The 25,694-nt window shown below is 53.2% G+C and carries 20 protein-coding genes; 10 read left to right on the top strand and 10 right to left on the bottom strand.

Features of this window, described 5'->3' with window-relative positions; all coding sequences use genetic code 11:
* Positions 1-115 precede the first annotated feature (115 nt).
* Entirely contained in the window at positions 116-634 is a 519-nt protein-coding gene (locus ACYVC2_RS30330; RefSeq protein ID WP_461109090.1) for a thioredoxin family protein, read from the bottom strand.
* Between the two features lie 241 nt (positions 635-875).
* On the opposite strand from ACYVC2_RS30330, the gene ACYVC2_RS30325 reads away from it, so the two are divergent.
* The 5 genes from ACYVC2_RS30325 to ACYVC2_RS30305 all read left to right on the top strand — a co-directional run bounded on the left by ACYVC2_RS30325 (position 876) and on the right by ACYVC2_RS30305 (position 5,474).
* Positions 876-2,735, top strand: coding sequence for an ABC transporter ATP-binding protein (locus ACYVC2_RS30325; protein ID WP_461109087.1), 1,860 nt, complete (start codon positions 876-878; stop codon positions 2,733-2,735).
* A gap of 47 nt (positions 2,736-2,782) precedes the next feature.
* Positions 2,783-3,037 carry a type II toxin-antitoxin system Phd/YefM family antitoxin gene (locus ACYVC2_RS30320; RefSeq protein WP_461109085.1) on the top strand — a complete coding sequence of 85 codons (255 nt, stop codon included), beginning with the start codon at positions 2,783-2,785 and terminating at the stop codon, positions 3,035-3,037.
* Positions 3,038-3,039: 2 nt separating this feature from the next.
* Positions 3,040-3,294, top strand: coding sequence for a Txe/YoeB family addiction module toxin (locus ACYVC2_RS30315; protein WP_461109083.1), 255 nt, complete (start codon positions 3,040-3,042; stop codon positions 3,292-3,294).
* 25 nt (positions 3,295-3,319) lie between these two features.
* The gene (locus ACYVC2_RS30310; protein WP_461109081.1) at positions 3,320-3,937 is read left to right on the top strand and encodes a hypothetical protein; all 618 of its coding nucleotides are present in this window, start codon (positions 3,320-3,322) and stop codon (positions 3,935-3,937) included.
* Positions 3,938-4,073: 136 nt separating this feature from the next.
* Positions 4,074-5,474: an OmpA family protein gene (locus ACYVC2_RS30305; RefSeq protein WP_461109079.1), complete on the top strand. Its 1,401-nt coding sequence runs from the start codon at positions 4,074-4,076 to the stop codon at positions 5,472-5,474.
* Positions 5,475-5,483: 9 nt separating this feature from the next.
* Here the strand turns inward: ACYVC2_RS30305 and ACYVC2_RS30300 are convergent, their stop codons facing one another.
* The 9 genes from ACYVC2_RS30300 to ACYVC2_RS30260 all read right to left on the bottom strand — a co-directional run bounded on the left by ACYVC2_RS30300 (position 5,484) and on the right by ACYVC2_RS30260 (position 19,549).
* Entirely contained in the window at positions 5,484-6,047 is a 564-nt protein-coding gene (locus tag ACYVC2_RS30300; RefSeq protein ID WP_461109077.1) for a hypothetical protein, read from the bottom strand.
* A gap of 130 nt (positions 6,048-6,177) precedes the next feature.
* Entirely contained in the window at positions 6,178-9,303 is a 3,126-nt protein-coding gene (locus tag ACYVC2_RS30295) for an efflux RND transporter permease subunit (RefSeq protein WP_461109075.1), read from the bottom strand.
* A 129-nt stretch (positions 9,304-9,432) separates the two neighbouring features.
* Complete coding sequence (locus ACYVC2_RS30290) at positions 9,433-10,512, bottom strand: efflux RND transporter periplasmic adaptor subunit (protein ID WP_461109073.1); 1,080 nt, start codon at positions 10,510-10,512, stop codon at positions 9,433-9,435.
* A 67-nt stretch (positions 10,513-10,579) separates the two neighbouring features.
* Positions 10,580-11,848 carry a TolC family protein gene (locus ACYVC2_RS30285; protein ID WP_461109071.1) on the bottom strand — a complete coding sequence of 423 codons (1,269 nt, stop codon included), beginning with the start codon at positions 11,846-11,848 and terminating at the stop codon, positions 10,580-10,582.
* A gap of 123 nt (positions 11,849-11,971) precedes the next feature.
* On the bottom strand, positions 11,972-12,814 hold the full coding sequence (locus ACYVC2_RS30280) for a ThuA domain-containing protein (RefSeq protein WP_461109069.1): 843 nt from the start codon (positions 12,812-12,814) through the stop codon (positions 11,972-11,974).
* 276 nt (positions 12,815-13,090) lie between these two features.
* Entirely contained in the window at positions 13,091-16,771 is a 3,681-nt protein-coding gene (locus ACYVC2_RS30275; RefSeq protein WP_461109067.1) for a S8 family serine peptidase, read from the bottom strand.
* A 299-nt stretch (positions 16,772-17,070) separates the two neighbouring features.
* Positions 17,071-18,438: an ATP-binding protein gene (locus tag ACYVC2_RS30270; RefSeq protein WP_461109738.1), complete on the bottom strand. Its 1,368-nt coding sequence runs from the start codon at positions 18,436-18,438 to the stop codon at positions 17,071-17,073.
* Positions 18,439-18,537: 99 nt separating this feature from the next.
* Positions 18,538-19,227, bottom strand: a complete 690-nt coding sequence (locus tag ACYVC2_RS30265) for a response regulator transcription factor (protein WP_461109065.1) — start codon at positions 19,225-19,227, stop codon at positions 18,538-18,540.
* A gap of 79 nt (positions 19,228-19,306) precedes the next feature.
* Positions 19,307-19,549: a type B 50S ribosomal protein L31 gene (locus ACYVC2_RS30260; RefSeq protein WP_461109063.1), complete on the bottom strand. Its 243-nt coding sequence runs from the start codon at positions 19,547-19,549 to the stop codon at positions 19,307-19,309.
* A gap of 484 nt (positions 19,550-20,033) precedes the next feature.
* On the opposite strand from ACYVC2_RS30260, the gene ACYVC2_RS30255 reads away from it, so the two are divergent.
* The 5 genes from ACYVC2_RS30255 to ACYVC2_RS30235 all read left to right on the top strand — a co-directional run bounded on the left by ACYVC2_RS30255 (position 20,034) and on the right by ACYVC2_RS30235 (position 25,674).
* Positions 20,034-22,514: a ribonucleoside-diphosphate reductase subunit alpha gene (locus tag ACYVC2_RS30255; RefSeq protein ID WP_461109061.1), complete on the top strand. Its 2,481-nt coding sequence runs from the start codon at positions 20,034-20,036 to the stop codon at positions 22,512-22,514.
* Positions 22,515-22,684: 170 nt separating this feature from the next.
* Entirely contained in the window at positions 22,685-22,984 is a 300-nt protein-coding gene (locus tag ACYVC2_RS30250) for a hypothetical protein (RefSeq protein ID WP_461109059.1), read from the top strand.
* Positions 22,974-23,162 (top strand): hypothetical protein, encoded by a 189-nt coding sequence (locus ACYVC2_RS30245; protein WP_461109057.1) that lies wholly within the window; start codon positions 22,974-22,976, stop codon positions 23,160-23,162. The genes ACYVC2_RS30250 and ACYVC2_RS30245 overlap by 11 nt, the downstream gene beginning before the upstream one ends.
* A gap of 279 nt (positions 23,163-23,441) precedes the next feature.
* Positions 23,442-24,473, top strand: coding sequence for an SDR family oxidoreductase (locus ACYVC2_RS30240; RefSeq protein ID WP_461109055.1), 1,032 nt, complete (start codon positions 23,442-23,444; stop codon positions 24,471-24,473).
* 94 nt (positions 24,474-24,567) lie between these two features.
* Positions 24,568-25,674 (top strand): aldo/keto reductase, encoded by a 1,107-nt coding sequence (locus ACYVC2_RS30235; RefSeq protein ID WP_461109053.1) that lies wholly within the window; start codon positions 24,568-24,570, stop codon positions 25,672-25,674.
* Positions 25,675-25,694 lie beyond the last annotated feature (20 nt).

Here is a 25,694-nt window from a genome sequence, read left to right as displayed (position 1 = left end):
TTAACGACTGGCCATTTAATTTGTGTGATTAAATCGTTTTAATCAGTAAGCCAAGACGAGCAGCCCGCTACTTCGCCGGTACTGGCTATAATGAAGTGGAAAGCTACTTTACAGCTTATCGGGGAAACGTCTGCCCGGCTACGGTATCGGGTTGAGCGGGCGAAATGGGCAGGTCGGTCGTATGTACTCGCTTCCGTCTGGACTGGCGCACTTTAGGCATTTTCAAAATCATGTCGGCCTGCTGAAGCATGGCGCCAACACCCGCATACCCAACGGCCCGATGCACTAATTCGCCAGTCGGAATGATGTACAACGCCGTGGGGTAACTCTGAACCGTAAATCGTTTTGCCAGATCGACACCCTCACCCGCTTCAGCATCGACCTGATAACTGATAAAATATTCGTTGAATTTGGCTCCGATCTGCGGGTTCGGAAAGGCTTCCCGGGCCATGCGCCGACAGGGTGGGCACCAGTTTGTGTAAAAATCGACGTAGATGGGTTTATTCTGTCGTTTGGCTTCAGCCAGCACCTCCGGCCAGGAGCCCGTAAAGAACCGAATACCCGTCGGCTCGTCGGCGCGAACGACACTGGCTAATAAACAAAGAAGCAGGCCCAGAAAGGTAAAGTATTTCATTGCTCAAAAGTAGGCAGTAATTTACTCAAACCTGCTTATGCCGTCTTTCGAAAATGCGTATGGAGTTAGGGGTCAGATCGACAAACAGCAGCAGGCGGTTGGCTGGCCCGGGAGAGGGGTGGGCTACTATGATTCCTTGTCATTCTCAATAAATTAACGCCGAAATGGCCCGGCTTTTTAAGACCCGCCGGAAAGCCAGACGCGTTGAACTAAATGAAGGTAGTGCTTGTCTTTTTTGTGTATGGCAAAAACACAAAATCCACATGTACCGCTGACCGATGCTAAGACGAAGGAAGACGTAAGCTGGCGCGAACGCTTTGCAGCGCTGGGTAATCTACCCGCCTTTTTCAAGCTGGTCTGGCAGGTTTCTCCGGGCTTGTTTCTGGGTAACGCGGCTCTGCGCCTGATGCGGGCAGCAATTCCGGCGGCTACTCTTTACATAGGTAAACTTATCATCGATCAGGTCGTTGCGCTCACCAAAGATCAGTCAGCAGTTCACGATACACACTACTTATGGTGGCTCATAGCCGCCGAATTTGCACTGGCTATTTTCTCGACCGCACTGGGCCGGGCAGTAGCGCTCATGGATAGCCTGCTGGGCGATCTGTTTGCCAATCAGACCTCTATCCGGTTGATGGAACATGCGGCTACGCTCGACCTGGAACAGTTCGAAGACGCAACGTTCTATGACAAACTCGAACGTGCCCGGCGTCAGACAAGCGGTCGGACGGTGCTGCTGTCTGGCGTGTTCGGTCAGGTGCAGGAGTTGATCTCGGTGGGCTTTCTGGCGGCTGGTCTGGCCGTTTATAACCCCTGGCTCCTGCTGCTGATTCTGGTGGCCGTTACGCCCTCGTTTATCGGCGATAACTATTTCAACCAGCGTAGTTATTCACTTTCCCGCTCCTGGACGCCCGAACGGCGCGAACTCGACTACCTTCGCTACGTAGGTGCCAGCGATGAAACGGCCAAAGAAGTTAAAATTTTCGGCCTGTCCGATTTTCTGATCGACCGGTTCCGGAGCTTGTCGTGGGCGTATTTTCTGAAAAATCGGGCACTGGCCATCAGTCGGGCCAGTTGGGGCACCTTACTGACTATACTGGGTACGGCGGGTTATTACGGCGCTTATGTCTGGATCGTGATGCGGGCGGTAAACGGCCATATTTCTCTGGGTGATCTGACTTTTCTGGCGGGCTCGTTCCGGCAGGTGCGCGGTTCGCTGGAAGGTATTCTGCTTCAGTTCAGTAGCCTGACGCAGGAAGCCATCTATTTGCAGGATCTGTTCGACTATTTCGCTATCCAGCCGCTCATTCATTCACCCAAAACGACCCGCCCTTTTCCTCGTCCGATTCGGGACGGGTTTGTCTTCGAGAACGTTGGATTTAAATATACCAACTCCGAGCGTTGGGCGCTTCGCAACCTGTCGTTCACGCTCCAGGCGGGCGAAAAACTAGCGTTAGTGGGCGAAAACGGCGCCGGAAAGACGACGCTGGTCAAACTGCTGGCCCGGCTATACGATCCGGCCGAAGGACGCATTCTGCTGGACGGTTACGACCTGCGTGAGTACGATCTGATGGAACTGCGACGCAACATCGGGGTCATTTTCCAGGATTATACCCGTTTTAAGATGTCGGCCGGTATCAACATTGCCGTTGGCGACATCGACGAACGAACAAACCAGCCGCGCATCGAAACCTCCGCGCAACGAAGCCTGGCCGATACGGTGATTGCCAAACTGGCCGGAGGCTATGATCAGCAACTGGGCCGCTCCTTCGGAAAAGGCGTAGAGCTGTCGGGGGGCGAATGGCAGAAGGTAGCGCTGGGGCGCGCCTATATGCGCGATGCCCAACTGATCATTCTGGATGAGCCCACGGCGGCCCTTGATGCCCGTGCCGAATACGAGGTATTTCAACGGTTTGCCCAACTAACCGAAGGCAAATCGTCGGTGATTATCTCGCACCGGTTCAGTACCGTTCGCATGGCCGACCGGATTCTGGTACTGGAAAATGGCACGCTCCTCGAAATCGGTTCGCATTACGAACTACTGGAAAAAGACGGGCGCTATGCAGAACTGTTTGGCCTGCAGGCGCGGGGGTATCAATAGTTTTATAAATTAAGTACGTATATTCGTACGTAAATAAGTGATTAACGATGCAGGTTCTTAATTATTCAGAGTTTCGGCGTTCGATGAAGGCTAAGCTCGATCAGGTCAGTGATGATGGCGATACCGTTATTATCAACCGTAGTGAACATAAGAACGTTGTGCTTATCTCGCTTCGGGAATATAATTCGCTCAAAGAAACGCTTCACCTACTGAGCTCTGAAAAAAATCGGAATCGATTGATGGATGCTGTCGAACGGGCTAACCGGGGAGACTACGAAAACCATAGCTTGCTGGAGGAATAGATATGGATTTGTCTTGGGATAAGGATGCCTGGGAAGATTATCTATATTGGCAGCAGACAGATAAGGCGGTTCTCCGACGAATTAATGAGCTTATAAAAGAGTGTTTGCGAACCCCCTTCGATGGGAAAGGCAAGCCTGAACCGTTGAAGGAAAACCTGTCAGGTTTCTGGTCCCGTCGTATAACGGACGAACACCGGCTCGTCCACAGAGCTGAAGCCGGTCGACTACACATTATTCAGTGCCGATTTCATTACTAATTGTTTTCCAAACCCAACCCCGACCATGAAAATCATTGCTTCCCTTTTGACTGGCTGTACGTTTTCTGGCTTCGCGCTGGCCGCTCTGGCGCAAACGCCGGTTATTCCATCCCCTGAGGTGCAGATCAAAACGGCGGTGCTGGCGGCTCCGGCCGATAAGCGCGATGGTGCAACGGTGTATGGCTATTCGCCTAAAAATGAGTTTGTAGTACTGCGAAAAGGAACCAATGAACTGGTGTGCCTCGCCGATGATCCGGCCCAGAAAGGCCTGAGCGTGTCCTGTTATCATAAAGACCTGGACCCATTTATGGAGCGGGGCCGGGTTCTGAAAAAAGAAGGGAAAAAGCCAGCCGAAATTCTGGCTGCCCGTGAGCAGGAAGTGAAGGATAAGAAATTGACGATGCCGGCCCATCCGTCGTCGCTGTTCTCGTACACGGCTAAAGATGAAGAGTATACCCCGGCAACGGGTGAGGTGAAAAACGGCTACCTGCGCTACGTCGTGTATATTCCCTATGCTACGGCCGAGAGTACGGGCCTGCCGACCAAACCCGAAGCGCCGGGCATGCCCTGGATCATGGATCCCGGCACCCACCGCGCGCACATCATGATCAATCCGCCGATGTCGACAACCGCAGCGCATTAATCGACAAATCCCGCAGAGGCCAGGCTTACTGCAGAACGAGCGAAGCCCCGCGCTACACCGAGAGTCAATTGGTGAAGTGGCTAAATGGATGTTAATGCATATGTTTGCTTTCTGACAAGGAGACAGGCAGGAAACAATGTGTCAACTCGTATCCATAGCAATAGGTCGTGGCCCGCTCATTAGACTGCTACTGACGTATCTGCTGATCGTAGGCTATATCAGTACAGAAAAAAGCCTGACGGCCGCCCCATTACAGGTGCGGCCGATGGCTTTGGCGGATTCAGCTCGCAAACTCAAACCGGCCTCCCTGCTAAGCATTACCGTTCGTCTGGTCGATACCGAATCAGATACGGTGGTAACGCATGGGAAAATAACCGTACTTGACGAAAAAACCGGGCAAGCTATTCCCGCAGTGTCTGATAGTGTGGGATTCAGACTGGCGGCTCCGCCCGGTTCCTATCTGAGCATTCAGGCTTCGGCTCCGGCTTTCCTGCCGGCCAAAACCCGCGTGATCAACCTGGCGATCGCGCAGCAACTCATCATGAAGCTGACGCACCTGAAACCCAGTGTGCTGACCATAAAAGCCTTTTCCGGAAAAATTAATCAACCCTTATCGACCGCTGTTGCGACCATTACGTCGCGCACGACCGGCAAATCCGAACGACTGCCAATCAAAAATGGTCGGGTTCAACGGAAGTTTACCGAACCCGATAACCTCGATATCCAGGTCAGCGCACCCGGCCACAAGTCGGTGGGCCGGCAACTAACGATCGACGTGCCGCCCTCCGGTAAGCTGTATGAACTCGATGCCGAGCTGGATAAACTCATCATCAGCCTGACGATTCGGTCGGTCGATAGCCGGACCGACAAATCCATACTGGGTGGCCAGTTTACCCTGATGGGGCGAGTTGGCCAGGCACCGATTACGCTTGTGCCGAGTCCGCGGATTGGGCAGTTTACGGCTGTTCTGCCGGATATGGGTGTGTATCAGCTGACCGGCTCCGCCAAAGGCTACGAAAGCTTTACTAAGTCGCTGGTGATCCATAAAGAAAAAACCGAAGAAGTGATCAGGCTTGTTGCGCGGTTACCGAATGAGGAGCCGATACCCGATGAAGTTGAAACCACCCCCGCTGTCGAGGTCACCAGTGTAGCATCTGTGTCGGCCGTAAAAACCAAGTCTTTCGGTTTGATTGAAAAGGGAAAGAGTATCCGGCTGAACAAAATTTACTTCGATCAGAGCAGTCCGGTGTTACGGTCTGAGTCTTACACGGAACTCGATCAGTTATACGGTGTCCTGACGCAATACCCATCACTGCGGATCGAAATCCACGGGCATACTGATAATCAGGGTGATTTTGATCTCAATACGCAACTTTCGCGTGACCGCTGCCAGGCCGTGATCGACTATTTGGTCGGCAAGGGTATCCGGAAAAACCGCCTGAAAGCCGTTGGGCGCGGTCCGCTCGATCCGGTCGCGCCCAACAACAACGAAGAAAACCGCAAAAAGAACCGCCGGGTCGAGTTCGTGGTGCTTTAGCCCGGCTTTTCAGGGTTGAAAGATGATGATCGGAAAGCGCATGGAGGTAGTGTAGTAGCTCCATGCAGCCCCGGAGGTTTGCTCCATATAGCCGTAAATTTGCTGTGTCGGCGGAACGTTGTTGAACGTCAGCGAAGCCGTTTGTTTGCCATTCAGCGTTCTTGGTCCGGCATTTCCGACCGAACCCGCCCCCGCATATCCCTGCAGGTTGAAGCCCGCAGCCCCCGACGTTTCTACCGAAAAGACCATGATGTAGTTTGAAACCGTGGTAATTCCGTAGGCGCTCGGCTCAAAATGCATCTGGATGATTGGATTGCGTTGCGGTGAATTTTGCCGGTTGAAACTGGCGTAAGGCGTTGTCGCATCGGCCTGAACGATATCCGGTTTGATGAACGTCAGGTTGGTGCGACCTTTACCGACCGTTTTGGTTACACTCAGCACGTCTATTGAAAAGAACCACGGCAAAAGGGCACTATCCGGAACGGCCAATGTCTCCAGCAACTTTTCGGTGGACGTGTCTGCTTTGAAGTCTTCGAAATTCACCTTATTCTTCTCAAACTTTACCGGTTTCATACGCTTATGTGTTAGGGGTTTACGATATTTTTGGGTCACTAACACAAAGTTTATGGCAAGCTCGGCTCTTCACCGCCAGTCATTTAGTGAACGGTAGATTCGGTTGAGTATGAGGCAACTCCTGTGTTATTTATACCTCAGCCACGGCCAACGCTCTGGGTTTCCTGTGGGTTTCCCGACGGTAGAAAAGCCGGTAGATGATCGGAAAAATCAGCAGCGTCAGAATCGTTGCGGTGATCAGTCCGCCGATTACCACTATGGCCAGTGGTTTCTGGGTTTCGGAGCCTATACCGGTCGAAACGGCAGCCGGCAGTAATCCGATCGCGGCCATCAGTGCCGTCATCACGACGGGCCGGATGCGCGACTGGACCCCCTCGCGAATCGCCTGATCGAGTGGCATTCTGGCCTGTCTGTTGTTATTAAATACCGAAATGAGGATCACCCCGTTCTGGACGCAGATGCCGAAGAGCGCAATGAAGCCCACGCCCGCCGAAATGCCGAAGTTCATACCCGTGACGTGCAAGGCCAGAATTCCACCGATCAGCGCAAACGGTACGTTGAGCAGCACAAGCCCGGCATCTTTGGCATTGCCGAAGGTGATGAACAGGATCACGAAAATAGCCGCGATACTGATGGGGACCACCTGGCCCAGACGGCCCGTTGCGCGCACCTGGTTTTCAAACTCACCCACCCATTCGACCGAGTAACCCTTCGCCGGATTGAGCTTCTCGCGCACACGCTGCTGCGCTTCGGCGATGGTGCTGCCCAGGTCGCGGCCGCGTACGGAGAACTTGACGCCGATGAAGCGCTTGTTCAGATCGCGGTAGATAAACGCCGGACCGGTCACCTGCCGGATGGTGGCAATTTCCTTCAGCGGAATTTTCCCCCCGCTCATAGTCGGCACCATCAGCCGCATAATGTCGTCTTCGCTCTGCCGGTATTCGGGCTGAAACCGCACCCGGATATCGAATTTGCGTTCACCTTCGTACAGAATCGACGCAGTTTTACCACCAATCGCCATTTCGATCACCGCCTGCGCATCGGCCGTCGATACGCCGTAGAGTGCCATTTTGTGGTCGTGAAACAAGACACTCATCTCGGGCTGCCCGACATTGCGGATAATACCCAGGTCTTTGATCCCCTCCACGTTTTTGACGGCTTCCATCGCCTGACTGGCGTATTTTTCCAGCTCGTAGACGTCCGGACCGAAAATCTTGATCCCATTGCTGGCTTTGTAACCGGCCACCGCTTCGGCCACGTTATCGATAATAGGCTGCGAATAATTGTACAGAATGCCCGCGTAGTTTTTGAGCTTCGCATCCATTTCGTCGGTGAGCTGCTCGGTTGTGATTTTGCGTGTCCACTCATCTTTAGGCTTCAGATCGACCTGAAACTGACAGAAATAGAAGCCGTTGGGATCAGTGCCGTCGTTGGAGCGGCCCACCTGCGAGAGCACCTGCCTGACTTCTGGGAACGTCTTCAGATCCTGCCGGATGGTTTTGGCCATATCGACGCTTTCGGGCAACGACATACTCATGGGCAGCTCGGCCGTCACCCACAAAGCGCCTTCATTGAGTTGCGGCAAAAACTCCGTACCGAGCAGCGAAGCCGAGAAAAACGTAGCGCCCATAAAACCAATCGATGCAATCAGGCTAAGCCGCCGGTTTCGGAAGCACCAGCCAAAACCAGCCATGACGATGCGGTTAAAGAAGCTGACAATGGGGTTATTTTTCTCACGAACGTTTTTCTTCAGCAGCATCGAGCACAGCACCGGCACCAGCGTCAGCGTGAACAGCAGCGCACCCAGCAGCGCAAACCCGAGGGTCCAGGCCAGGGGCGAAAACATTTTACCCTCCACTTTCTGGAACGAGAAGATGGGCAGCAACGCCGTAATAATGATCAGTTTGGAGAAGAAAACGGCTTTTCCCAGGTCACCACCGGTTTTGCGGATCAGGCCCAGTTTGGCCATCCGGTTAAAGCGAGCCATGCCTGTTTTGTGCGCCAGATGATCCAGCGACACAAAAATTCCTTCCACCATCACCACCGCCCCGTCGATGATGATCCCAAAATCAACCGCGCCCATCGACAGCAGGTTGGCCGACATGCCGCGCAGTTTCAGGCACATGAACGCAAACAGTAATGCCAGTGGAATGATGATCGACACGATCAGCGTGGTCCGCCAGTCGGCCATGAACAGAAAGACGATGACCGTAACCAGAATAATTCCCTCGGTCAGGTTGTGGAGCACGGTTTTCGTACAAAATTCGATGAGGTTGTCGCGGTCGTAGAACGTCACCATCTTCACGTCCGAGGGCAGCACCCGAGTATTCAGCTCTTCGATTTTGTCTTTCACCCGCGCCAGAATCTCGCTCGGGTTTTCGCCTTTCCGCATCACGATGATGCCTTCCACGACGTCGTCGTTTTTGTCCAGCCCAACCTGACCCACGCGCGGCAGGTTCGACTCAGCCACTTCGGCCACGTTCTTGACCAGCACCGGATTGCCGCCCGCTTCTTCGATCAGGATGTTTTCGATGTCCTGAACCGACGTCAGTAACCCAATGCCGCGTACGACATACGCCTGCCCGTTACGCTCGATGACGTCGCCCCCGACGTTGATGTTGCTGCGCGTAACGGCCTGGTACACTTCCAGGGGCGTAATGTCGTACTTGGTGAGTTGAGTTGGGTTGACGCGGAGTTCGTAGATTTTGTCGCGCCCGCCAAACGCCACAATGTCGGCTACGCCCGGTACGGCCCGCAGTTGCCGGTCGACGACCCAGTTTTGCAGGGTGAGCAGTTCGCGGCTGTCGCGGTTCGGGCTTTCGAGTGTATAGCGGAAAATTTCACCGGTCGGTCCGTACGGTGGCTGAATTTCGGGTTCGACGCCGTCGGGTAGCGACACGTTCCGCAGCAGATTATTGACCTGCTGGCGGGCAAAGAAATCATCGACCCCGTCATCGAAAATAATCTTCATGACCGACAAACCGAACATGGTCGTCGAGCGGACGTTGCTTTTCCGCTGAACCGAGTTCATGGCTACTTCGATCGGCACCGTCACAAACCGTTCGACTTCTTCCGCCGAGCGACCGTTCCACTGCGTGACGACGATAATCTGCGTATTCGTGACATCAGGAAACGCTTCGAGGGGCGTATTCAGGTAACTATAAATACCGGCTATGACCAGAGCCACCGTCATGAAAAAGACGAAGAAGCGGTTCCTGAGCGAAAAGCCGACGATGTTTCGGATGAGTTTGTTCATGGGAAGGGGGCTGGGGCAGAGGGGTAAGGGTGGAGGGCATGGGAGTAAGGGAATAGGGGCACAATATCCTTTGATCAACACCCTTGCCCCTTTACCCAATGCCCTCTGCCCTTACCCCCATGCCCTCTGCTAATTATTGAGCGCGTTATACACCAGCAGTTGATTTTTGGAAATGACTTTTTCGCCGGGCTTGACACCGGCTTGCACGTACGCGACATTGCCCAGGGACTTCAACACGTTGACTTCGCGGGTTTCGATGTCGGAGCGGCCCCGGAACACCATGACGTAGTGTTTGGAGCGGTCGAAAATGACCGAGCCTGCCGGAACCGTGGCTAACTGGCCGCCGTCGTCGTAGCGCAAGGTTACGGTTGCATGCATCTCGGGACGGAGTTTCATCCCTTTATTCTGGAGCCGAATCCGGACGGTCATGGCTTTTGTGTTAGGGTCCAGCACCGTATAAATTTTGTCGACCTTGCCCGTAAACAGTTCATCGGGATAGCTGAGTGTCTGGATGCTGGCGGCCATACCGACACGAACCCGCTGAATGTCGCTTTCGTTGACATTGGCCAGTACCCACACTTCACTGATCTGACCGATGGTGAACAGGTTATCGGCGTTGTCGGAGCGCAACTGCATGTCGCGGTTGACATTTTTTTCGATGACGTAGCCATCGATGGGCGCTTTGACGGTATACATCGACGCCTGGCCGATGCCATAAATCCGGAACACTTCTTTCACCCGCGTTGCTTCGGCCTGCGCTTTTTCGACCTCTTTTTGAGCCGCAACCACTTCACGCTGGGAGGTTAGCTTGGTTTCGAACAGGTCCTGCGCCACCCGCAGGTTCTTCTCCGCTACCAGCAAATCTGACTGCGCCTGAATGCTTTGCCGTTCCAGATCAGCCACTTCGCCCGACCGGATCGACGCCAGTTTCTGCCCTTTGCGGACGTAATCGCCCAGTTCGACATTTACTTCTTCGACATTGCCACCCACTAGCGGAAACACTTTGATGACCCGGTTTTCGTCGGCCACGATTTTTCCGACCAGCGTCAGTTCACTGCGGACGGGCTGGGTCGTCACGCTGTCGAGCCGAATCCGGCGCATCATCGTGTCGGAGAGCATAAAAGCTTTGGCTTCTTCGTGGGCTGGTTTTGGGGTGCAGGAACTCAGCAGGTAGAGGCTGCCAAGGACAAAAGCAAGGTTGGTTTTCATGGTCGTACCGAACGGAACGTCCGGCTATGAAATAGGTGAATTCGTTGACGTTGAGATCCGTCTGGTACTACTTAAATAAATCGTCGCCAATCAGGTAATTCAGTTCTTCGTAAGCGCTGACCCGGTCGGACCGCAGGCGGTTGAGCTGACTGATGCTGTCGTTATAGGCTTCGATCAGATCGACGAACTCCAGCAGGGTGATATTTCCTTTCTGAAAGCTCGTCACTACGCCCTGATTCAACTGGTCGAACTGAATCGTAAACTGCTGTTCGATCGACTGCACCCGGCGTTCCACTTCCCGTACTTTCTGCAGTGCCGTGGCGACTTCATTCGTCACCTGCATAGCTTTTTGCCGCTGCACCTGGTTCTGGTAGCCAATCTGGCTACGAGCCGCCCGGATGGCTCCCTGATTTCGGTTGAACAGCGGTATATCGGTCGATACCGACAACCCAACGTAATTCTGAATGTAGCTACCGGCCTGGTCGTAGGCGCCACCGACGCGCACATCGGGTACGGCTAAAGCACGCTGAAGGTTATAGTTCAGTTCGGCCTGTCGCGTCAGCGATTCGGTCGCTTTCAGATCGGGCCGGTTGCGCAGGGCCATCTGTTGCAGCGTATCTTCCGACTGCGTCGGCAAATGGTAGCGGGTCAGCGCTTCGTTGCGAACCACCGGTTTGATGGGCTGATCGACGGATAACAGCGTTCGCAGGGTCCGCTGGTCGTCGGCCAGCTGAAACACCAGCGTGGTGCGGTCATTGTTCAACTGAAACAGCAGCGCCTTCAGCCGCAGCAGTTCGCGCAGGGAAACGTTATTGCGGTTGTACTGTACTTCATAGGCCGATACGGTGGTCTGAAGCGTAGCGATTTGCTGATCGAAACGGGCGAGGGTTTGTTGCTGAAAATAGATGGAATAGAAGCGGCTCCGCAGATCGAAGCGTAGGCCGCGCAGCAAATCGAGCAGTTCAAACTCCGTCAGTCGGGCTGCTTCCGATGCCAGGGCAATCCGCTTGTTTCGCTTGCCGGCCGTGTAAAGCAACTGCTGAATAGCCAGGGTCTTCTGCCCCTGCTTCCCCACATCCAGCACCCGCCGGGCTTCGCTATTGTAGGCGCTTAGTTCAACCGTGATGGTTGGGTTATCGTACAGGCTAGCCTGTAATACCTGCGCCTGGCTGGCATCGATGCGGAAACGTTCGGCCAGTAGCAGCAGGTTGTTTTTTACGAACAGACTGTCGGCCTGCCGGAGCGTTACCACCAGGGAGTCCTGTCGGGGAGGGGTTTGCGCCCAAAGACAGAAAGTACTCAGAATAGAAAAAAACAGGAAAAGAAGCGACCGCATGGATAAAAAAGTATACGGTCGCAAAGGTCTGCCGTCCAGGTTACAGCAGGCTTACAGTACGCTTAGAAGAGGTTTAGAAAAAGCTTAGAAAAAAATTAGAAGCCGGCTTATTCTACCCTGCGGTCACGGTTTCTTACCGTTGCCCAGCCATAGCAGGCTGTTGATAATGAGTTTATTCTGCGTTTCATTCGCGAACGAAAACGACAGTTCTTTGTCTGTTTTATTATCGTAGTCGATGTCGTTATGACCCATGTTGAGGTAGATCATGCGATATTTTTTGTTGGTCCAGACCACCGGATAATAGCCACTATGCCAGATTTCGTGCGGTTTAGGACCGGTTCCGAGCGGAAAGCTGACTGGATCGATCGAGAGCAGAATATCAATGTCTGGGTTGGCTTTCAGATCTTTTTCCCAGCGATACCATTCGTTCGGGGCGGTTTTGAAAGTTTGGGGTAAGCCTTTGGTGGCCGGGTGCTTCCGGTCTTCGACCCGCAGCGTAGCCGGGGTTGGGTGCCAGGTGTTGCTCTTGTATTGCCCGGCTCCTAAAAACTCATCGTGGTACCAGTTCCAGTTCTGCGGGTATTTGGAGGGCGTCAGGGCAAAGGCCGCGAAATGAAATCCCATCCAGGCTCCGCCGTTTTTCATGTAGGTTTCAAAAGCCGCCCGTTGTTCCGGTTCGTCGGGGCGGGTGTCGAGGAATAGAACTACCTGATAATGAGATAAAAATTCGGCGTTTAGTTTAGTCCAGTCCGAGGTAGAATCGTAGGTGAACTGATAAGTAGGCGCTATTTTGGCGAACCATCGATTGGCTTCGTGTACGAAGCTGATGTGGGCTTTGTCGTTTTTGCCGGTAAAGAAGGCAACGACATGGAAGGGGGTAGTCTTTGTCTGCGCCCGAAGGTTGAAAATCAGATAGAATAGGCAAAAAGCAACGGCCAGCAGTGTTTTTCGACTTGCAAAGGGCATGATTTTAGGAGATAGTCTCTGGTTTGGCGGTAAGAACTTGGCACCCGATGATCGACGGTTTTGATCAACTCCGTGCACAAACATAAAACCATATCGGCTCGACAATTACTGTCTTTAATGCATTTTTCCTGGCAAATCGACCACTGTTAGCACCATGTGCTTCTTGCGGGCTCCCGACCTCGATAAGGTAAATCAAGTGGTATAAAAGCAAAAAGTCCGCTGAAGATCAGCGGACTTTTTGGTTGAGTGAATCAGGCGAAAAAGCCTGATTCGGGGCTATTGTTGAAAATACTCGATCTTGTCGGCATCCGTATTATTGCCTAATTCCACTTCGCCACCTCCCAGAAGCGTCGCGCTGGCTGTTAGAACTCCCGTTGTGGACCCAGGAGTCAGCACACCATTCAATCCAAACGACAGCGTTGCCCCAGCTGCAATTGTCTGATTCGTTGTCAGGCTATAATAGCCACCCGTTGGCCCGCTGATACTCCAGGCGCTGTTCTGCACGGTTTTCCCCCCAACCGACGTGAGGCTGTTGTCGAAGCTGAACGTTACTTTCGGATCTTTGGCAACCTTGACGGTTATCGGAGCCGTAGTGGGCAGGGAGTTAAGCTCATAGACGTCGACGACCAGAAAGACGTTGTTGGTTCCTCTGATTGTCGAAGGACGGGCGGTTACCTGTGGGCTCAGGTCGGTACAGGCCACGGTCAGGCTGAAAGCTGTGGAGGTAATCGCATTACAGGCGCCTGTTACCACGACCGAATAACTACCCGCATCGGCGGTCGTTGCAGCCGGGATGGAGAGGGTTGCCAGGGTCTGGCCCGCTACGGGGCTCGATAAATCGTTTTTATACCACTGATAGCCCGAGATGGTGCCGCTTACACTGACACTGGCCGTAATGGTACCTCCCTCGCAGACGACGGAACTGGCCGTCGGCTGGGTCAGAACAACAACGGGGAAGTTTGGCGAAACTACTTCGTAGGCTCCTATATCGACTCTGCCCGCTATAATCCGTGGGTTTCCGTTCAGGTCACCGGCACCGGCCATAGCCGTTGTTGTAGCCGGATCGCCAGCGTTAACAGCCGGGGAGCAATTGGTCAGGCTAAGGTCGCCGATGGTATTTTGACCGTAGGTGGGCTGGCTGGTAAACTTGGGGTCGGCGTTCAGATTGTTAGCGCCTGACCCAGTCCAGCCTCCCTGGATGATGCTGTAGGTGATGGTAGGATTACTGGCGGCTATCGTTGCGGATGCGGGTTCATTAGTTACTTCAGTGCCATCCCCCCAGAAGATGCTGTTCTTAACCACAGGCGCCGAACCGTCGTAATTGTACATGCCCCCACCCGCTACCGAAGCATTGTTGCCCGAAAATGAGCAGTTCGTCAATGCAGGATTCGAGCTGTTATTGTTTTCGATACCCCCGCCGTGCCGGGCACTATTCTGAAGAATAGCGCAGTTGATGAGCGTGGGTGATGAGCTTAATTCGTTAATAATGGCTCCTCCGTCAAATGATCCGGCATTGGCCACAAACAGATTGTTGATCAGGGCGGGGCTGGCAAAATTATCCGCCAGTCCACCGCCGTAATACGCGCCATTGTTGAACATGATACAATTCCGGATCGTAGGATTCGCGTTGTAATTGATGAGGCCACCCCCGTAACTATCCGGGTACGACACCGATGAAGTCGTTCCACTGGTCAGGACGAAATTGGCAAACCCGTCCCGGACAATGAATCCGTCCAGAATAGCTGTACTGTTGAGCGAGGAGCCATACTCCGGAATGTTCTGAATAACGTGATAAGCATTGTTGGCTATCTGGCCGTCTTGCTGAATATCGCCACTGAGGGTAGTCGTGTTCTGACCTGGATTGCGTTGCGACAGATTCGCTTCGTTGCCAATGAAACCGCCATAGATAGCCAGATTATTCTGCATGACAAAGGATTTGGTTCGTGGGTCGAGCGGAGCGGTCTGGCCTAAGGCATCGATGCCTGGGTAGTACGTACCTTTGGCTACCCAGATCTGGGTGATCTGCGAACAGCGTTTGGCTGCCGTAAGCGCTGCCTGCAACGAGGTAAAGGCGTTCGCCCAGGAAACCCCCGTATTGGCTCCACTTGCACTGGCATTTACGTACAGCGTCGTACCGCCCGGGCAGCAGACATTGCCTTCGTCGATCTGTCCGTTGCAGTTATTGTCTTTGTTATCGCAGAGTTCGGCGGCTCCCGGATGAACGGTTGGGTCGCTGTCGTCGCAGTCGCCCGCGCAAACGGTATAGCCATCGTGGTCGTTGTCGACATCGTTTGCCGCGTTGTACAGGCTGGCGATCAGGTCAGGAACATTGTCTTTGTCGCCCGTAATTTTCGAGATCCCGCAGATCGTGCCCAGCAGCAGGAGTCCGCTGACATGGGGAGCCGCCATTGAGGTTCCGTTCAGATAAGCATACCCTCCACCCGGCCAGCAGGAAGCGATATTGACGCCCGGTGCGCTATAGTCGACGGGGCCATTGCCGAAATTGGAGAAACTGGCCAGCTTATCATAAATATCCATGGCCGAGACGGTGAGAATATTCGGGGCATTGACCCGGGCGGGGCTGTAATAATTTGTATTCTGGGCGTTGTTTCCGGCGGCCACAACTACCTTACACACGTTCGACAGCGCCAGAACGGCATCATCCAGTGCCTTGTTGGGCGGGCCGCCCAGACTCATGTTGGCCACATCGGCGCTGGCCGCGTGGGCCGCCACGTAGTTTACGCCAGCTATGATGCTGGACCCGACGCTGCCATTATCGTCGGCCAGAACCTTTACGGCTACGACCTCGGCCCCGGCTGCCACCCCAACCACGCCAAAACCGTTGTCTTTAGCGGCTATCGTACCGGCCACGTGCGTTCCGTGCCCATTGCCATCGGCAGGGCTGGTGCCAACAAAATAGGTCGATAAGGCTGTGTTGACGTTGAGGTCAGGATGGGTAAGGTCGATGCCCGAATCAATGATCCACGCCCGTTTCCCCACGCCCGAGCCGCCCCCGCCTACCCGGGCAATCCCCCAGGGTTTGCATTGCGAGTTGTTGTCGGGTAACTGCCTGTCCAGAATAGCCGTAACGATAGTACCGGCGTTCAGGGTTGTTTTCAGGGCATTCCCGTCGGCCTGGCTCAGCGACATTACCGGGATCGTCACCACACTGCTCGTGCCACTCATGCCTGGGGCATCACCAGCCGCATTGTTGACAATGATGACCCCGATGGCTCCCGCCTGTTGGGCCACAGTTGCTTTTGTGATAAAATCGCAGGAGCCCCGGTCGATCAGCGCAATCTTACCCGAAACATTGTTCTGAATGGCGGTACAGGCGTCATTGAAGGGAGTGGCGCCATCGATCGCCAGAACGACCTGCCCAGAAACGGCGGCCGTGGAGCCAAACGTGGCTAGCCCGACATTGTAGTTCGTCACCCCATTGAGGGTAATGGAAGGACCATTGCAACTTGCCGCCAACGGGGCCGGAGCGCCATATTCTGATCCGAAAACAGGCTGGTCGGCGACCACGTAATCGATCTGATCGTCCCGGCGAAGCTGCTCGACGTCCGCGCCCGTTAAGCCACTCACGGCGAAGCCTTTCAAAGCCGTATCGTATACGTGAAGTACTGGCTTGCCGACGAGTCTGTTTTTAGCCAGCGTGGCCGTGGCTTCATTCCGCATTAGTTGCTGCCGCTGCGGATAAGGCTGGACCGCCATAACACGCGCCTGGACGGTTGAGGTTGGCTTATACACGACGATGTACTGGCCGGCGAGGGACCGGTTGGCACTGGCCTGAACCTGGCCATTAAGCTGTGATATAGCCGACTGAGCCTGACCGGGCAGCGGTAGGTTTTTTACCTGCGCCTGCCCACGGAACGGCAAACCACACACCAACAGGCATAGGCTAAGTAAGCCTGCGCGGATCGGTGTCGACAAAAAAGTGTATAAATGAGTCATTGATCAATGGAATTGGTTTTAAAAAAGAGGAAATATGAGGCTACTTAAACTAGCTATAGCGTGGGTCTAACTCACGCTTATCGACCGGACATATGGGTTTCCACCTACGCTACAGCTAGTCTATTGATAACGGGTATAACTAGATAATATACTAAGCTTTATACTCTGGCTTAAGATACGCAAACCTGGGGTTCTGCATGGCACAAATTCCGGCAATTGCGTCGCAAATTTCGTTTGTTATTGAACGGGCGGTTTCTAGTTGCCTTGATCGGGGAAATGCCCGCTAGAACGTAACTGAGTCACATGTGTGGTAACAAAATTGTGAACGTGCTCCCGTCGTTCAACTGGCTGACTACGGTTAAGGTGCCGCGGTGCAGTTCGATGAGCTTGGCGGAAATGGATAAGCCAATGCCAAAGCCTTCGTAACCCAGCGCGTTCTGCGCCCGGTAGAAAGGTTCGAAAATATGCGCCAGGTCGGCGTCCGACATGCCGATGCCCCGGTCCTGAATGGTGATCTGGCACTGTTGTTCGTCGGTACTGATGCGAACCTGAGCCCTGTGATCGGTCGAATACTTGCAGGCATTGTCGAGCAGATTCAGCAGCACCTGTTTCAGCAGATGTTCATTACCTTGGATAAGGGTTTCGGTTTCGGTTTCTGGAATATTCGTGTAGTCGATTTCGACGTGGTAATTGGGTTTTGCGTCTAATAACTCATCCTTAGCCGTGAAGATGATATCGTCGATGCGAATCGGTTGAAACGACACTTGGTTGCTGGTTTCCATCGTACGGGCCAGCAGCAGCAGGCTGTTGGTCAGGTTGATAAGTCGGTCGGCATCAGACAGCAGGTTGTTGAGGATTTCCTCGTGTTGACCGACCGAGATCGGCCGGAGCAGGCCTAGCTGAATCTCCGATTTAAGCGCAGCCAGTGGGGTGCGAAGTTCGTGCGACGCGTGCGAAACGAAACTGCGCTGTTGCTCGAAGGCCTGCTGCAGCCGCTGTAGCACGTTGTTGAAGTTCATTGCCAGCCGGGCAATTTCATCCTGCCGGTTGCCTTCGTCCAGCCGTTGCTGAAGGTTACGGGCGGTAATGGTCGAAACCTGCTGGTTGATTTGACTGATGGGTCGCAGCGACTGACCCGCGAAGAAAATACCCAGCCCGATGGTGATACCGATACCCGCCAGTAGTCCCCAGCCGAGCGTCAACCGCAGGTTATCGAGCTTGCTTTTCCCAAACTGGTCATAGGCCGACGCCAGCACGACCAGATCGCGACCGTTTTGCCGGTACAGGAGCCCGACCAATTCATTGCGACCATTGAAGGTTTCGACTTCGCCCAGCCGCCGGACTTCATCCAGCAACGAAGCCTTGTAATTGATGACCTGATCGTCGACGCTGGAATAAATCAGGTGATTTTTGGCGTCGAAGATCAGCACCTTTTCATCGAACAGGGCCGTCAGTGTATTCCGATCGATAATTTTGAGCAACTCCCGGTCTACTTCTTTTACCTCGATCAGAAAGCGGACGGTGGTCCGGGCTTTGCTCTTCAGTCGTTCGTAAAACTCCTCCCGTCGGTAGGTTGCCGAGACCAGATAAATCAGGACCGAAAAAATGACCAGAATCGACGCTACGATGAGCGAAAACTGAAGGGCGATGCGGTTTCGGATGGTCATAGCGGGTGGGGGCAAGGGCATGGGGCAGAGGGCGTTGGAGTAAGGGAATGGGGCCTGGCTACTGCCCCCTATGCCCCGCGCCCCATGCCCTCTGCTAACTCATTCCTCTTTAAGCACGTACCCCATACCGGGGCGGGTATGAATCAGTTTGGGCTCGAAATCCTTATCGATTTTCTTACGCAGGTAATTGACGTATACTTCTACGACATTGGTGCCCGGATCGAAGTTCAGGTTCCAGACCGTTTCGGCAATGTCCATTTTCGAGAGAACCCGACCCCGATTGCGCATCAGGTATTCCAGCAGAGCAAATTCGCGGGCGGTCAGATCGATCGGAACCCGGCCCCGAAGCACTTCTTTAGTCGTCAGGTTGACTATTAGGTTGGCCACCTGCCAGACTTCGTCGCTTATGGGGCGCTCGGTGCTGTGGACGACCCGGCGAAAACAGGTAGCCACCCGCGCCACCAGCTCACGAAAATCGAACGGTTTGACCAGATAGTCGTCGGCTCCCAGAGAAAGTCCTTCCACCTTATCCTCAATTTCACCCAGCGCTGTGAGCATGATGATCGGTAGTTGCGGCTTCTCGGCCCGGACGCTGCGGCAGACTTCAAAGCCGCTCAGGCCGGGCAGGTTAATGTCCAGAATCAGCAGATCGACGCCAGGTTGGAGGGCCATTTGCCGCCCGTTGAGCCCCTCATAAACGACTTCTGTCGCATAGCCTTCGCCCTGAAGCCCGCGGCTGATATTCTGCGCAATACGCCGGTCATCTTCTATGATTAAGATTTTCTTCATGGCGAAAAGTCGAAAAGTAAAAAACTCCCCTGCTACGTTGGGCGCGGCAGGGGAGTTTTTAGGTAGTGTAAGACGTGGCTTACTTCGTACCGTAGCGTTTGCGGAACTTGTCCACACGACCCGCGGTATCGAGCAGTACATTCTTGCCTGTATAAAACGGGTGCGACTGCGAGCTCACTTCAATTTTAACGAGCGGATAGGTTTTACCTTCGAACTCGATAGTGTCTTTCGTTTGAACCGTTGAGCGCGTCAGGAACTTATAGTCGCTCGACAGGTCGTGGAATACCACGTCGCGGTAATCCGGGTGAATGCCCTTTTTCATGGTTTAATGTCTTTTGCTGGTCATCTTCTCGGTTTCCGACCGAAAAGGATTGCAAAGGTACGGTGTTTTTGCAGATCGGTCAACCTTTTTTGTTGATCTTTTGGTCCTTTATTCGTAAATTAATATTTCTGGACCGCACACTAATAATCCGGTAACAAAGCCTTGTGTCTGAATGGCTTTCTTGCTACTTTTCCAGACCGATACTTGTACATCAAAGAACACTAGCGGGCGAGGTTTCACTGCACAGCCCGGTAAAAAAATCTCTTTTTTTCTTTCTAAGACTATCTCTCCAATAGGCTATTGTTAAAGCGCTAACAGTGACGACTTAACAATTTCGTAACCTTCCCGGTAGAGTTGAACATTTCAATTATTCAAAAAAACGTCCGAACTATTCAGGTTGTTTTTCCGTCTATTTCGGAACAACTTTAACCCTCTTTCGATCTGAATTTATCATTTATTCATATATAAAATCCAGCCCAAACTCATGTACGTAATCAAACGAGATGGCCGCCGGGAATCTGTCAAATTCGACAAAATCACTGCTCGAATCGAGAAGTTGTGCTATGGCCTTGATCCGGCCTATGTACAGCCGGTAGAGGTCGCCGTAAAAGTCGTCAGTGGCCTGTACGACGGTGTCAAAACGACCGAACTCGATAATCTGGCCGCAGAAACAGCCGCTTCGATGACCACCAAACACCCGGACTACGCCATTCTGGCCGCCCGGATTGCGATCTCGAACCTGCACAAAGAGACCAATAAGTCGTTTTCGGGAACCATTAAAAAGCTTTACCACTACGAAGATCCCAAAACCGGTGAAAACGCATCGCTGATTTCGAAAGAGGTATACGATGTGGTTCGCCAGCACGCGGGCCTGCTCGATTCGACGATCATCTACGATCGGGATTACGGCTACGATTACTTCGGCTACAAAACCCTCGAAAAATCATATCTGCTCAAAACCGATGGTCGGATTGCCGAACGCCCGCAGCATATGCTGATGCGCGTGGCAGTCGGGATTCACATGGACGATGTGGATGCTGCCATCGAAACCTATAATCTGCTGTCGGAAAAGTGGTTCACCCACGCCACACCCACGCTCTTCAACGCCGGTACCCCGAAGCCGCAAATGTCGAGCTGCTTCTTACTGACGATGAAGGACGATTCCATCGAAGGAATCTACGATACACTGAAACAGACCGCCAAAATTTCGCAGTCGGCGGGTGGTATTGGGCTGAGCATTCATAACGTTCGGGCCACAGGCACGTATATCAAAGGCACCAACGGTACCTCGAACGGGATCGTGCCGATGCTGCGCGTCTTCAACGACACGGCCCGCTACGTCGATCAGGGCGGTGGGAAGCGGAAAGGCTCGTTTGCCATTTATCTGGAACCCTGGCATGCCGATATTTTCGACTTTCTGGATCTGAAAAAGAACTCCGGTAAAGAAGAAGGCCGCGCCCGCGATTTGTTCTATGCGCTCTGGACGCCCGATCTGTTCATGAAGCGTGTGGAGAATGACGATGTCTGGTCGCTGTTCTGCCCGCACGAGTGCCCTGGCCTGGCCGATTGCTACGGCGACGAGTTCGAAGCTCTGTATGAGCGGTATGAACGCGAAGGACGTGCCCGCCGAACGGTGAAAGCGCAGGAACTGTGGTTCAAGATTCTGGAATCGCAGACTGAAACCGGCACGCCGTATATGCTTTATAAAGACGCGGCCAACAAAAAGTCGAACCAGAAGAACCTGGGTACGATCAAATCGTCGAACCTGTGCACCGAAATCATCGAGTACACCGCCCCCGACGAAGTAGCGGTTTGTAACCTGGCGTCGATTGCGCTGCCGAAATTCATTACCCGCGGCACCGACGGCATCCTGCGGTTCGATCACCAGAAGCTGTATGAGGTAACCAAAACGGCGACCCGGAACCTGAACAAGATCATCGATATCAACTACTATCCGGTTGAAGAAGCCCGTCGGAGCAACATGCGCCACCGGCCGATCGGTCTGGGTGTGCAGGGGCTGGCCGATGCGTTCATCATGCTGCGGATGCCGTTCGAGTCGGACGAGGCCCGTCGGTTGAACGAAGACATTTTCGAGACTATCTACTTCGGTGCCATGACGGCCTCGATGGAGCAGGCTAAAGAATACGGTCCGTACGAAACCTGGAAAGGTTCGCCGATTTCGCAGGGTCAATTCCAGTTCGACCTGTGGGGCGTAAAACCCAAATCGAATCGCTGGGACTGGGAAAGCCTGCGGAAAGAGGTTGTCGAGCATGGCGTCCGGAACTCGCTGCTGCTGGCACCGATGCCAACGGCTTCCACTTCGCAGATTCTGGGCAATAACGAATGCTTTGAGCCGTATACGAGCAACATCTATACGCGTCGTGTACTGTCGGGTGAATTCGTAGTGGTGAACAAACACCTGCTCAAAGACCTCGTGAAACTGGGCTTGTGGAACGATACGATGAAGAATAACCTGATTCTGGCCAACGGCTCGGTTCAGCAGATTCCGAACATTCCGCAGAACATCAAAGACCTGTATAAAACGGTTTGGGAGATCAAGCAGAAGCACATCATCGACATGGCCGCCGATCGGGGCGCGTACATCTGCCAGTCGCAGTCGCTGAATATCCACATTCAGGATTCGAACTTCGGTAAGCTGACGTCGATGCACTTCTACGCCTGGAAAGCGGGTCTGAAAACGGGTATGTATTACCTGCGTACGAAAGCGGCTGCCGACGCGGTTAAATTCACCGTCGTGCAACCACAGGCCGAACCTCAGTTGGAACCGGCAATGGCCGAAACCGCGCCCGTCGAAAAACCACTCGACTACGCTCAGTACGCGAAAGAGCACGCGACCAACGCGATGCCAACACCCGTACCGATGGTAACCGACCTCGAACAGCAATATGCCGCCATGACCTGCTCGCTGGACGATCCGGAAGGCTGCGAGATGTGCGGTTCGTAATAAATTCTGGCTCTAAGGTTTTGCTCCCGGCTATGCTTGACATGGCCGGGAGTTTTCATTATAGAGTATTAACAGGAGCATCAATTAGTAGGAAAAGAAATGTTAAATAGATAATATTTACATTTGTAATGCTGAGATGATGAACGACCTATTGCTTCAATAACAGTTGAATGAATAAAGATAAAGCGTACTACCAGAGCCTATTGCATCAATTACAATATACACAATTAGAAATTGTTGGGGAGGTATTACAGATAGAGTTAGCAGTTTATGATGTACGGAAGTTGTTACAGGAGATGAGCGAGATAGATGAATATGACAATCCGAAATTAGAGAATTTGAAATCAGGTCTTGTTCGATTGCGAAAGAAACATGAAGTCCTGGTACGTGAGATTGATGACTTGGAATTAGATATCTCGCATTGTAAATTTATGATAGAGAACTTAAGCCGAAACGCTGATGACGAATAATCAGGATAAAGTCGAGGAAGCAGCACATAAAGGAGAAGCCATAGTAGCCGATGCTTTGGCAAAAGCAGATAAGCTGGTCGTTAAGACGGCTACGTTGCGACACGAGGTCAATCGCCTGAGAAATGAACTGGCTGAAGAAATTGCTGCTGAAGCAGAGCAGAAAAAACGTCCCGCTTAAGTTGGGCAGGAACCTCGGCAAAATTTAGCACACCTCAATAAGAAATATTCTTCGCAGTTGAACCATGGGCTAGTGAGGAATTACTGTTCGAGAACAGTATTAAACGAAGCGTCTGTAACGATTCCATCCTCCCGGCTATGCTTGACATGGCCGGGAGTTTTGTTTATGGGTTAACTCGCAATTGCCTTAATAACCCGCGCCTTTTAAACAAAGTAACTTCGGTCTTTTGGACAAAGCTGGTCGTTGTGCCAGCTTTTAGTTTTGCCTCAAAAAAAACCTATGGAAGGCAAAAAGAAGATCGTATTAGTCACGGGCGGTTCTGGCTTTATCGCATCGCATTGTATCATTCAGTTGTTGCAGGCCGGTTATCAGGTCCGGGCAACACTGCGCTCGTTAACCCGGTCTGCCGACGTACGGGCGATGCTTAAAGTCGGTGGGATCGACTCCTTCGAAGCACTCACGTTTGTCGAAGCGGATCTTTCCAGCGATAGGGGCTGGGCAGAAGCCGTTTCTGGCTGCTCGTATGTGTTGCATGTGGCTTCGCCTACGCCCACTGTGCAGACAACCAATGAAGACGATTTCATCCGGCCCGCCCGGGAGGGCGTGTTGCGGGTGCTGCGGACGGCTCGTGACGCTGGTGTCGAGCGGGTAGTGCTGACCTCGGCATTTGGTGCGGTTGGCTACGGCAGTTCGAAAACGACACCGTATACCGAAGCAGACTGGACCGACCTGAGTCAGGATGTTCCGCCTTATCAGAAATCCAAAACGCTGGCTGAGCAGGCCGCCTGGGCGTTTATAGCGAATGAAGGACACGGTATGGAGCTTTCGACCGTCAACCCGATGGGCGTATTAGGGCCGGTTCTGTCGGCTGATTACTCCCATTCGATTCAGGTCATTCACCGGATGCTGAACGGAGAATTAGCTGGTTGTCCCAAAATACGTTCTGGGTACGTAGACGTGCGCGATGTGGCAGACCTGCACCTCAAAGCCATGACGTCGCCGGAGGCAAAAGGCGAGCGATTTATTGCGGTTGCGGGCAAATCGATCTCGATGCTGGACATGGCGAATCTCCTCCGGTCGCATCTGGGCAAACGAGCGGCCAACGTGCCAACCCGCGAATTGCCCAACTGGCTGATACGGATAGTGGGCAGGTTTAATCCGCAGGTGCGGCTGATCGTTCCTCATCTGGGATTGACCAAGCAGGCCAGCCACGAGAAAGCCAGCCGGTTGCTGAACTGGCAACCCCGGTCCAACGAAGAAGCCGTTCTGGCTACGGCCGAAAGTCTGCTCAGTCTGGGTCTTGTTAAGTAGATAACCTGCCTTTTAAGCAAAGCAAATGCGCCTTTTGGGCAAAATCAGGACCATACCGCTTTCCTACTTTTGTCGTGATCAACCACCTGACAGCATGCAAACAGAACAACAACCAAGAACATTGACCTCGTACCGAACGCTGGGCCGATCGGGTCTGAAAGTAAGTCCGATTTGCCTGGGCGGTATGACGCTGGGCGACGACTGGGGCTGGGGCGCCGATGAAGCTGAGTCCGCAAGGATCATCAACCGGTACGTAGAATTGGGCGGTAATTTTATCGATACGGCCAGTGTGTATACCGGCGGACATTCTGAAAAAATCATTGGCGATACCATCGGAAAACACTCGTCGAAGCGTACCGGCATGGTGATTGGTACCAAAGTGAGCGCGAATACTTTCCCCGGAAATCCAAATACCGGTGGCACCAGCACCCGGTCGATTTTGGAGAATCTGCATCAGTCGTTGCGCCGGTTACAGACCGATTACATCGACCTGTACTGGGTGCATCAGTGGGACTGGAACACTCCCTTTGACGAAACCATGCGTACGCTCGACAGGGTGGTAGCCAGTGGCAAGGTGCGTTATCTGGGTGTCAGCTACGCACCCGCCTGGAAAATAGCGCAGGCGCAAACCACCGCGATGCTGAAAGACTGGACGCCTTTTGTGGGCCTGCAGATCGAATATTCGCTCTTGCAACGGACCATAGAAGATGAGCTGGTGCCGATGGCTGCGGAACTGGGTTTGGGTATTACCCCCTGGTCGCCTTTAAAAGGCGGTATACTGTCGTGTAAGTACAATTCAGAGGCAGTAAATAGCGCAACCGATAGCCGGTTGACTAAAGCCGGTGTTTCACTGACTAACAAAGAGGTCGCTATTCTGGATAAGCTTAGAGAGCTTTCCGGTAAACACGAAACGACTCCGGCTGCCATCGCGCTGGCGTGGGTGCTGAACAAACCCGCATCGACATCCACCATTCTCGGGATAAGAACGCTGGATCAACTGGAGGCCAATCATACCGCGCTCTCCGTATCTCTGAGTGTGGATGATATGGCCGAACTGGATGCGTTATCGGCGCCACCGCCGACATTTGTGACCGACTATCGGGAATACGCCCGTATGTTTACACACGGTGGAATCGACATCAACGGGATAAAACCAGCACCGCTGGCCGACTGGCAGCAGATGCAGCCGGGGAAATACTAACCATTACGTTTTGTACCTTT

It is taken from the genome of Spirosoma koreense, assembly GCF_054777875.1.
The sequence above is the reverse complement of the archived record's forward strand: the minus strand, read 5'-3'. Positions and strand labels throughout refer to the sequence as shown.

Bases quoted from the DNA above. Each gene is read 5' to 3' on its own strand.
- ACYVC2_RS30330 (WP_461109090.1), bottom strand. From the start codon at position 634: ATGAAATACTTTACCTTTCTGGGCCTGCTTCTTTGTTTATTAGCCAGT.
- ACYVC2_RS30325 (WP_461109087.1), top strand. From the start codon at position 876: ATGGCAAAAACACAAAATCCACATGTACCGCTGACCGATGCTAAGACG.
- ACYVC2_RS30320 (WP_461109085.1), top strand. From the start codon at position 2,783: ATGCAGGTTCTTAATTATTCAGAGTTTCGGCGTTCGATGAAGGCTAAG.
- ACYVC2_RS30315 (WP_461109083.1), top strand. From the start codon at position 3,040: ATGGATTTGTCTTGGGATAAGGATGCCTGGGAAGATTATCTATATTGG.
- ACYVC2_RS30310 (WP_461109081.1), top strand. From the start codon at position 3,320: ATGAAAATCATTGCTTCCCTTTTGACTGGCTGTACGTTTTCTGGCTTC.
- ACYVC2_RS30305 (WP_461109079.1), top strand. From the start codon at position 4,074: ATGTGTCAACTCGTATCCATAGCAATAGGTCGTGGCCCGCTCATTAGA.
- ACYVC2_RS30300 (WP_461109077.1), bottom strand. From the start codon at position 6,047: ATGAAACCGGTAAAGTTTGAGAAGAATAAGGTGAATTTCGAAGACTTC.
- ACYVC2_RS30295 (WP_461109075.1), bottom strand. From the start codon at position 9,303: ATGAACAAACTCATCCGAAACATCGTCGGCTTTTCGCTCAGGAACCGC.
- ACYVC2_RS30290 (WP_461109073.1), bottom strand. From the start codon at position 10,512: ATGAAAACCAACCTTGCTTTTGTCCTTGGCAGCCTCTACCTGCTGAGT.
- ACYVC2_RS30285 (WP_461109071.1), bottom strand. From the start codon at position 11,848: ATGCGGTCGCTTCTTTTCCTGTTTTTTTCTATTCTGAGTACTTTCTGT.
- ACYVC2_RS30280 (WP_461109069.1), bottom strand. From the start codon at position 12,814: ATGCCCTTTGCAAGTCGAAAAACACTGCTGGCCGTTGCTTTTTGCCTA.
- ACYVC2_RS30275 (WP_461109067.1), bottom strand. From the start codon at position 16,771: ATGACTCATTTATACACTTTTTTGTCGACACCGATCCGCGCAGGCTTA.
- ACYVC2_RS30270 (WP_461109738.1), bottom strand. From the start codon at position 18,438: ATGACCATCCGAAACCGCATCGCCCTTCAGTTTTCGCTCATCGTAGCG.
- ACYVC2_RS30265 (WP_461109065.1), bottom strand. From the start codon at position 19,227: ATGAAGAAAATCTTAATCATAGAAGATGACCGGCGTATTGCGCAGAAT.
- ACYVC2_RS30260 (WP_461109063.1), bottom strand. From the start codon at position 19,549: ATGAAAAAGGGCATTCACCCGGATTACCGCGACGTGGTATTCCACGAC.
- ACYVC2_RS30255 (WP_461109061.1), top strand. From the start codon at position 20,034: ATGTACGTAATCAAACGAGATGGCCGCCGGGAATCTGTCAAATTCGAC.
- ACYVC2_RS30250 (WP_461109059.1), top strand. From the start codon at position 22,685: ATGAATAAAGATAAAGCGTACTACCAGAGCCTATTGCATCAATTACAA.
- ACYVC2_RS30245 (WP_461109057.1), top strand. From the start codon at position 22,974: ATGACGAATAATCAGGATAAAGTCGAGGAAGCAGCACATAAAGGAGAA.
- ACYVC2_RS30240 (WP_461109055.1), top strand. From the start codon at position 23,442: ATGGAAGGCAAAAAGAAGATCGTATTAGTCACGGGCGGTTCTGGCTTT.
- ACYVC2_RS30235 (WP_461109053.1), top strand. From the start codon at position 24,568: ATGCAAACAGAACAACAACCAAGAACATTGACCTCGTACCGAACGCTG.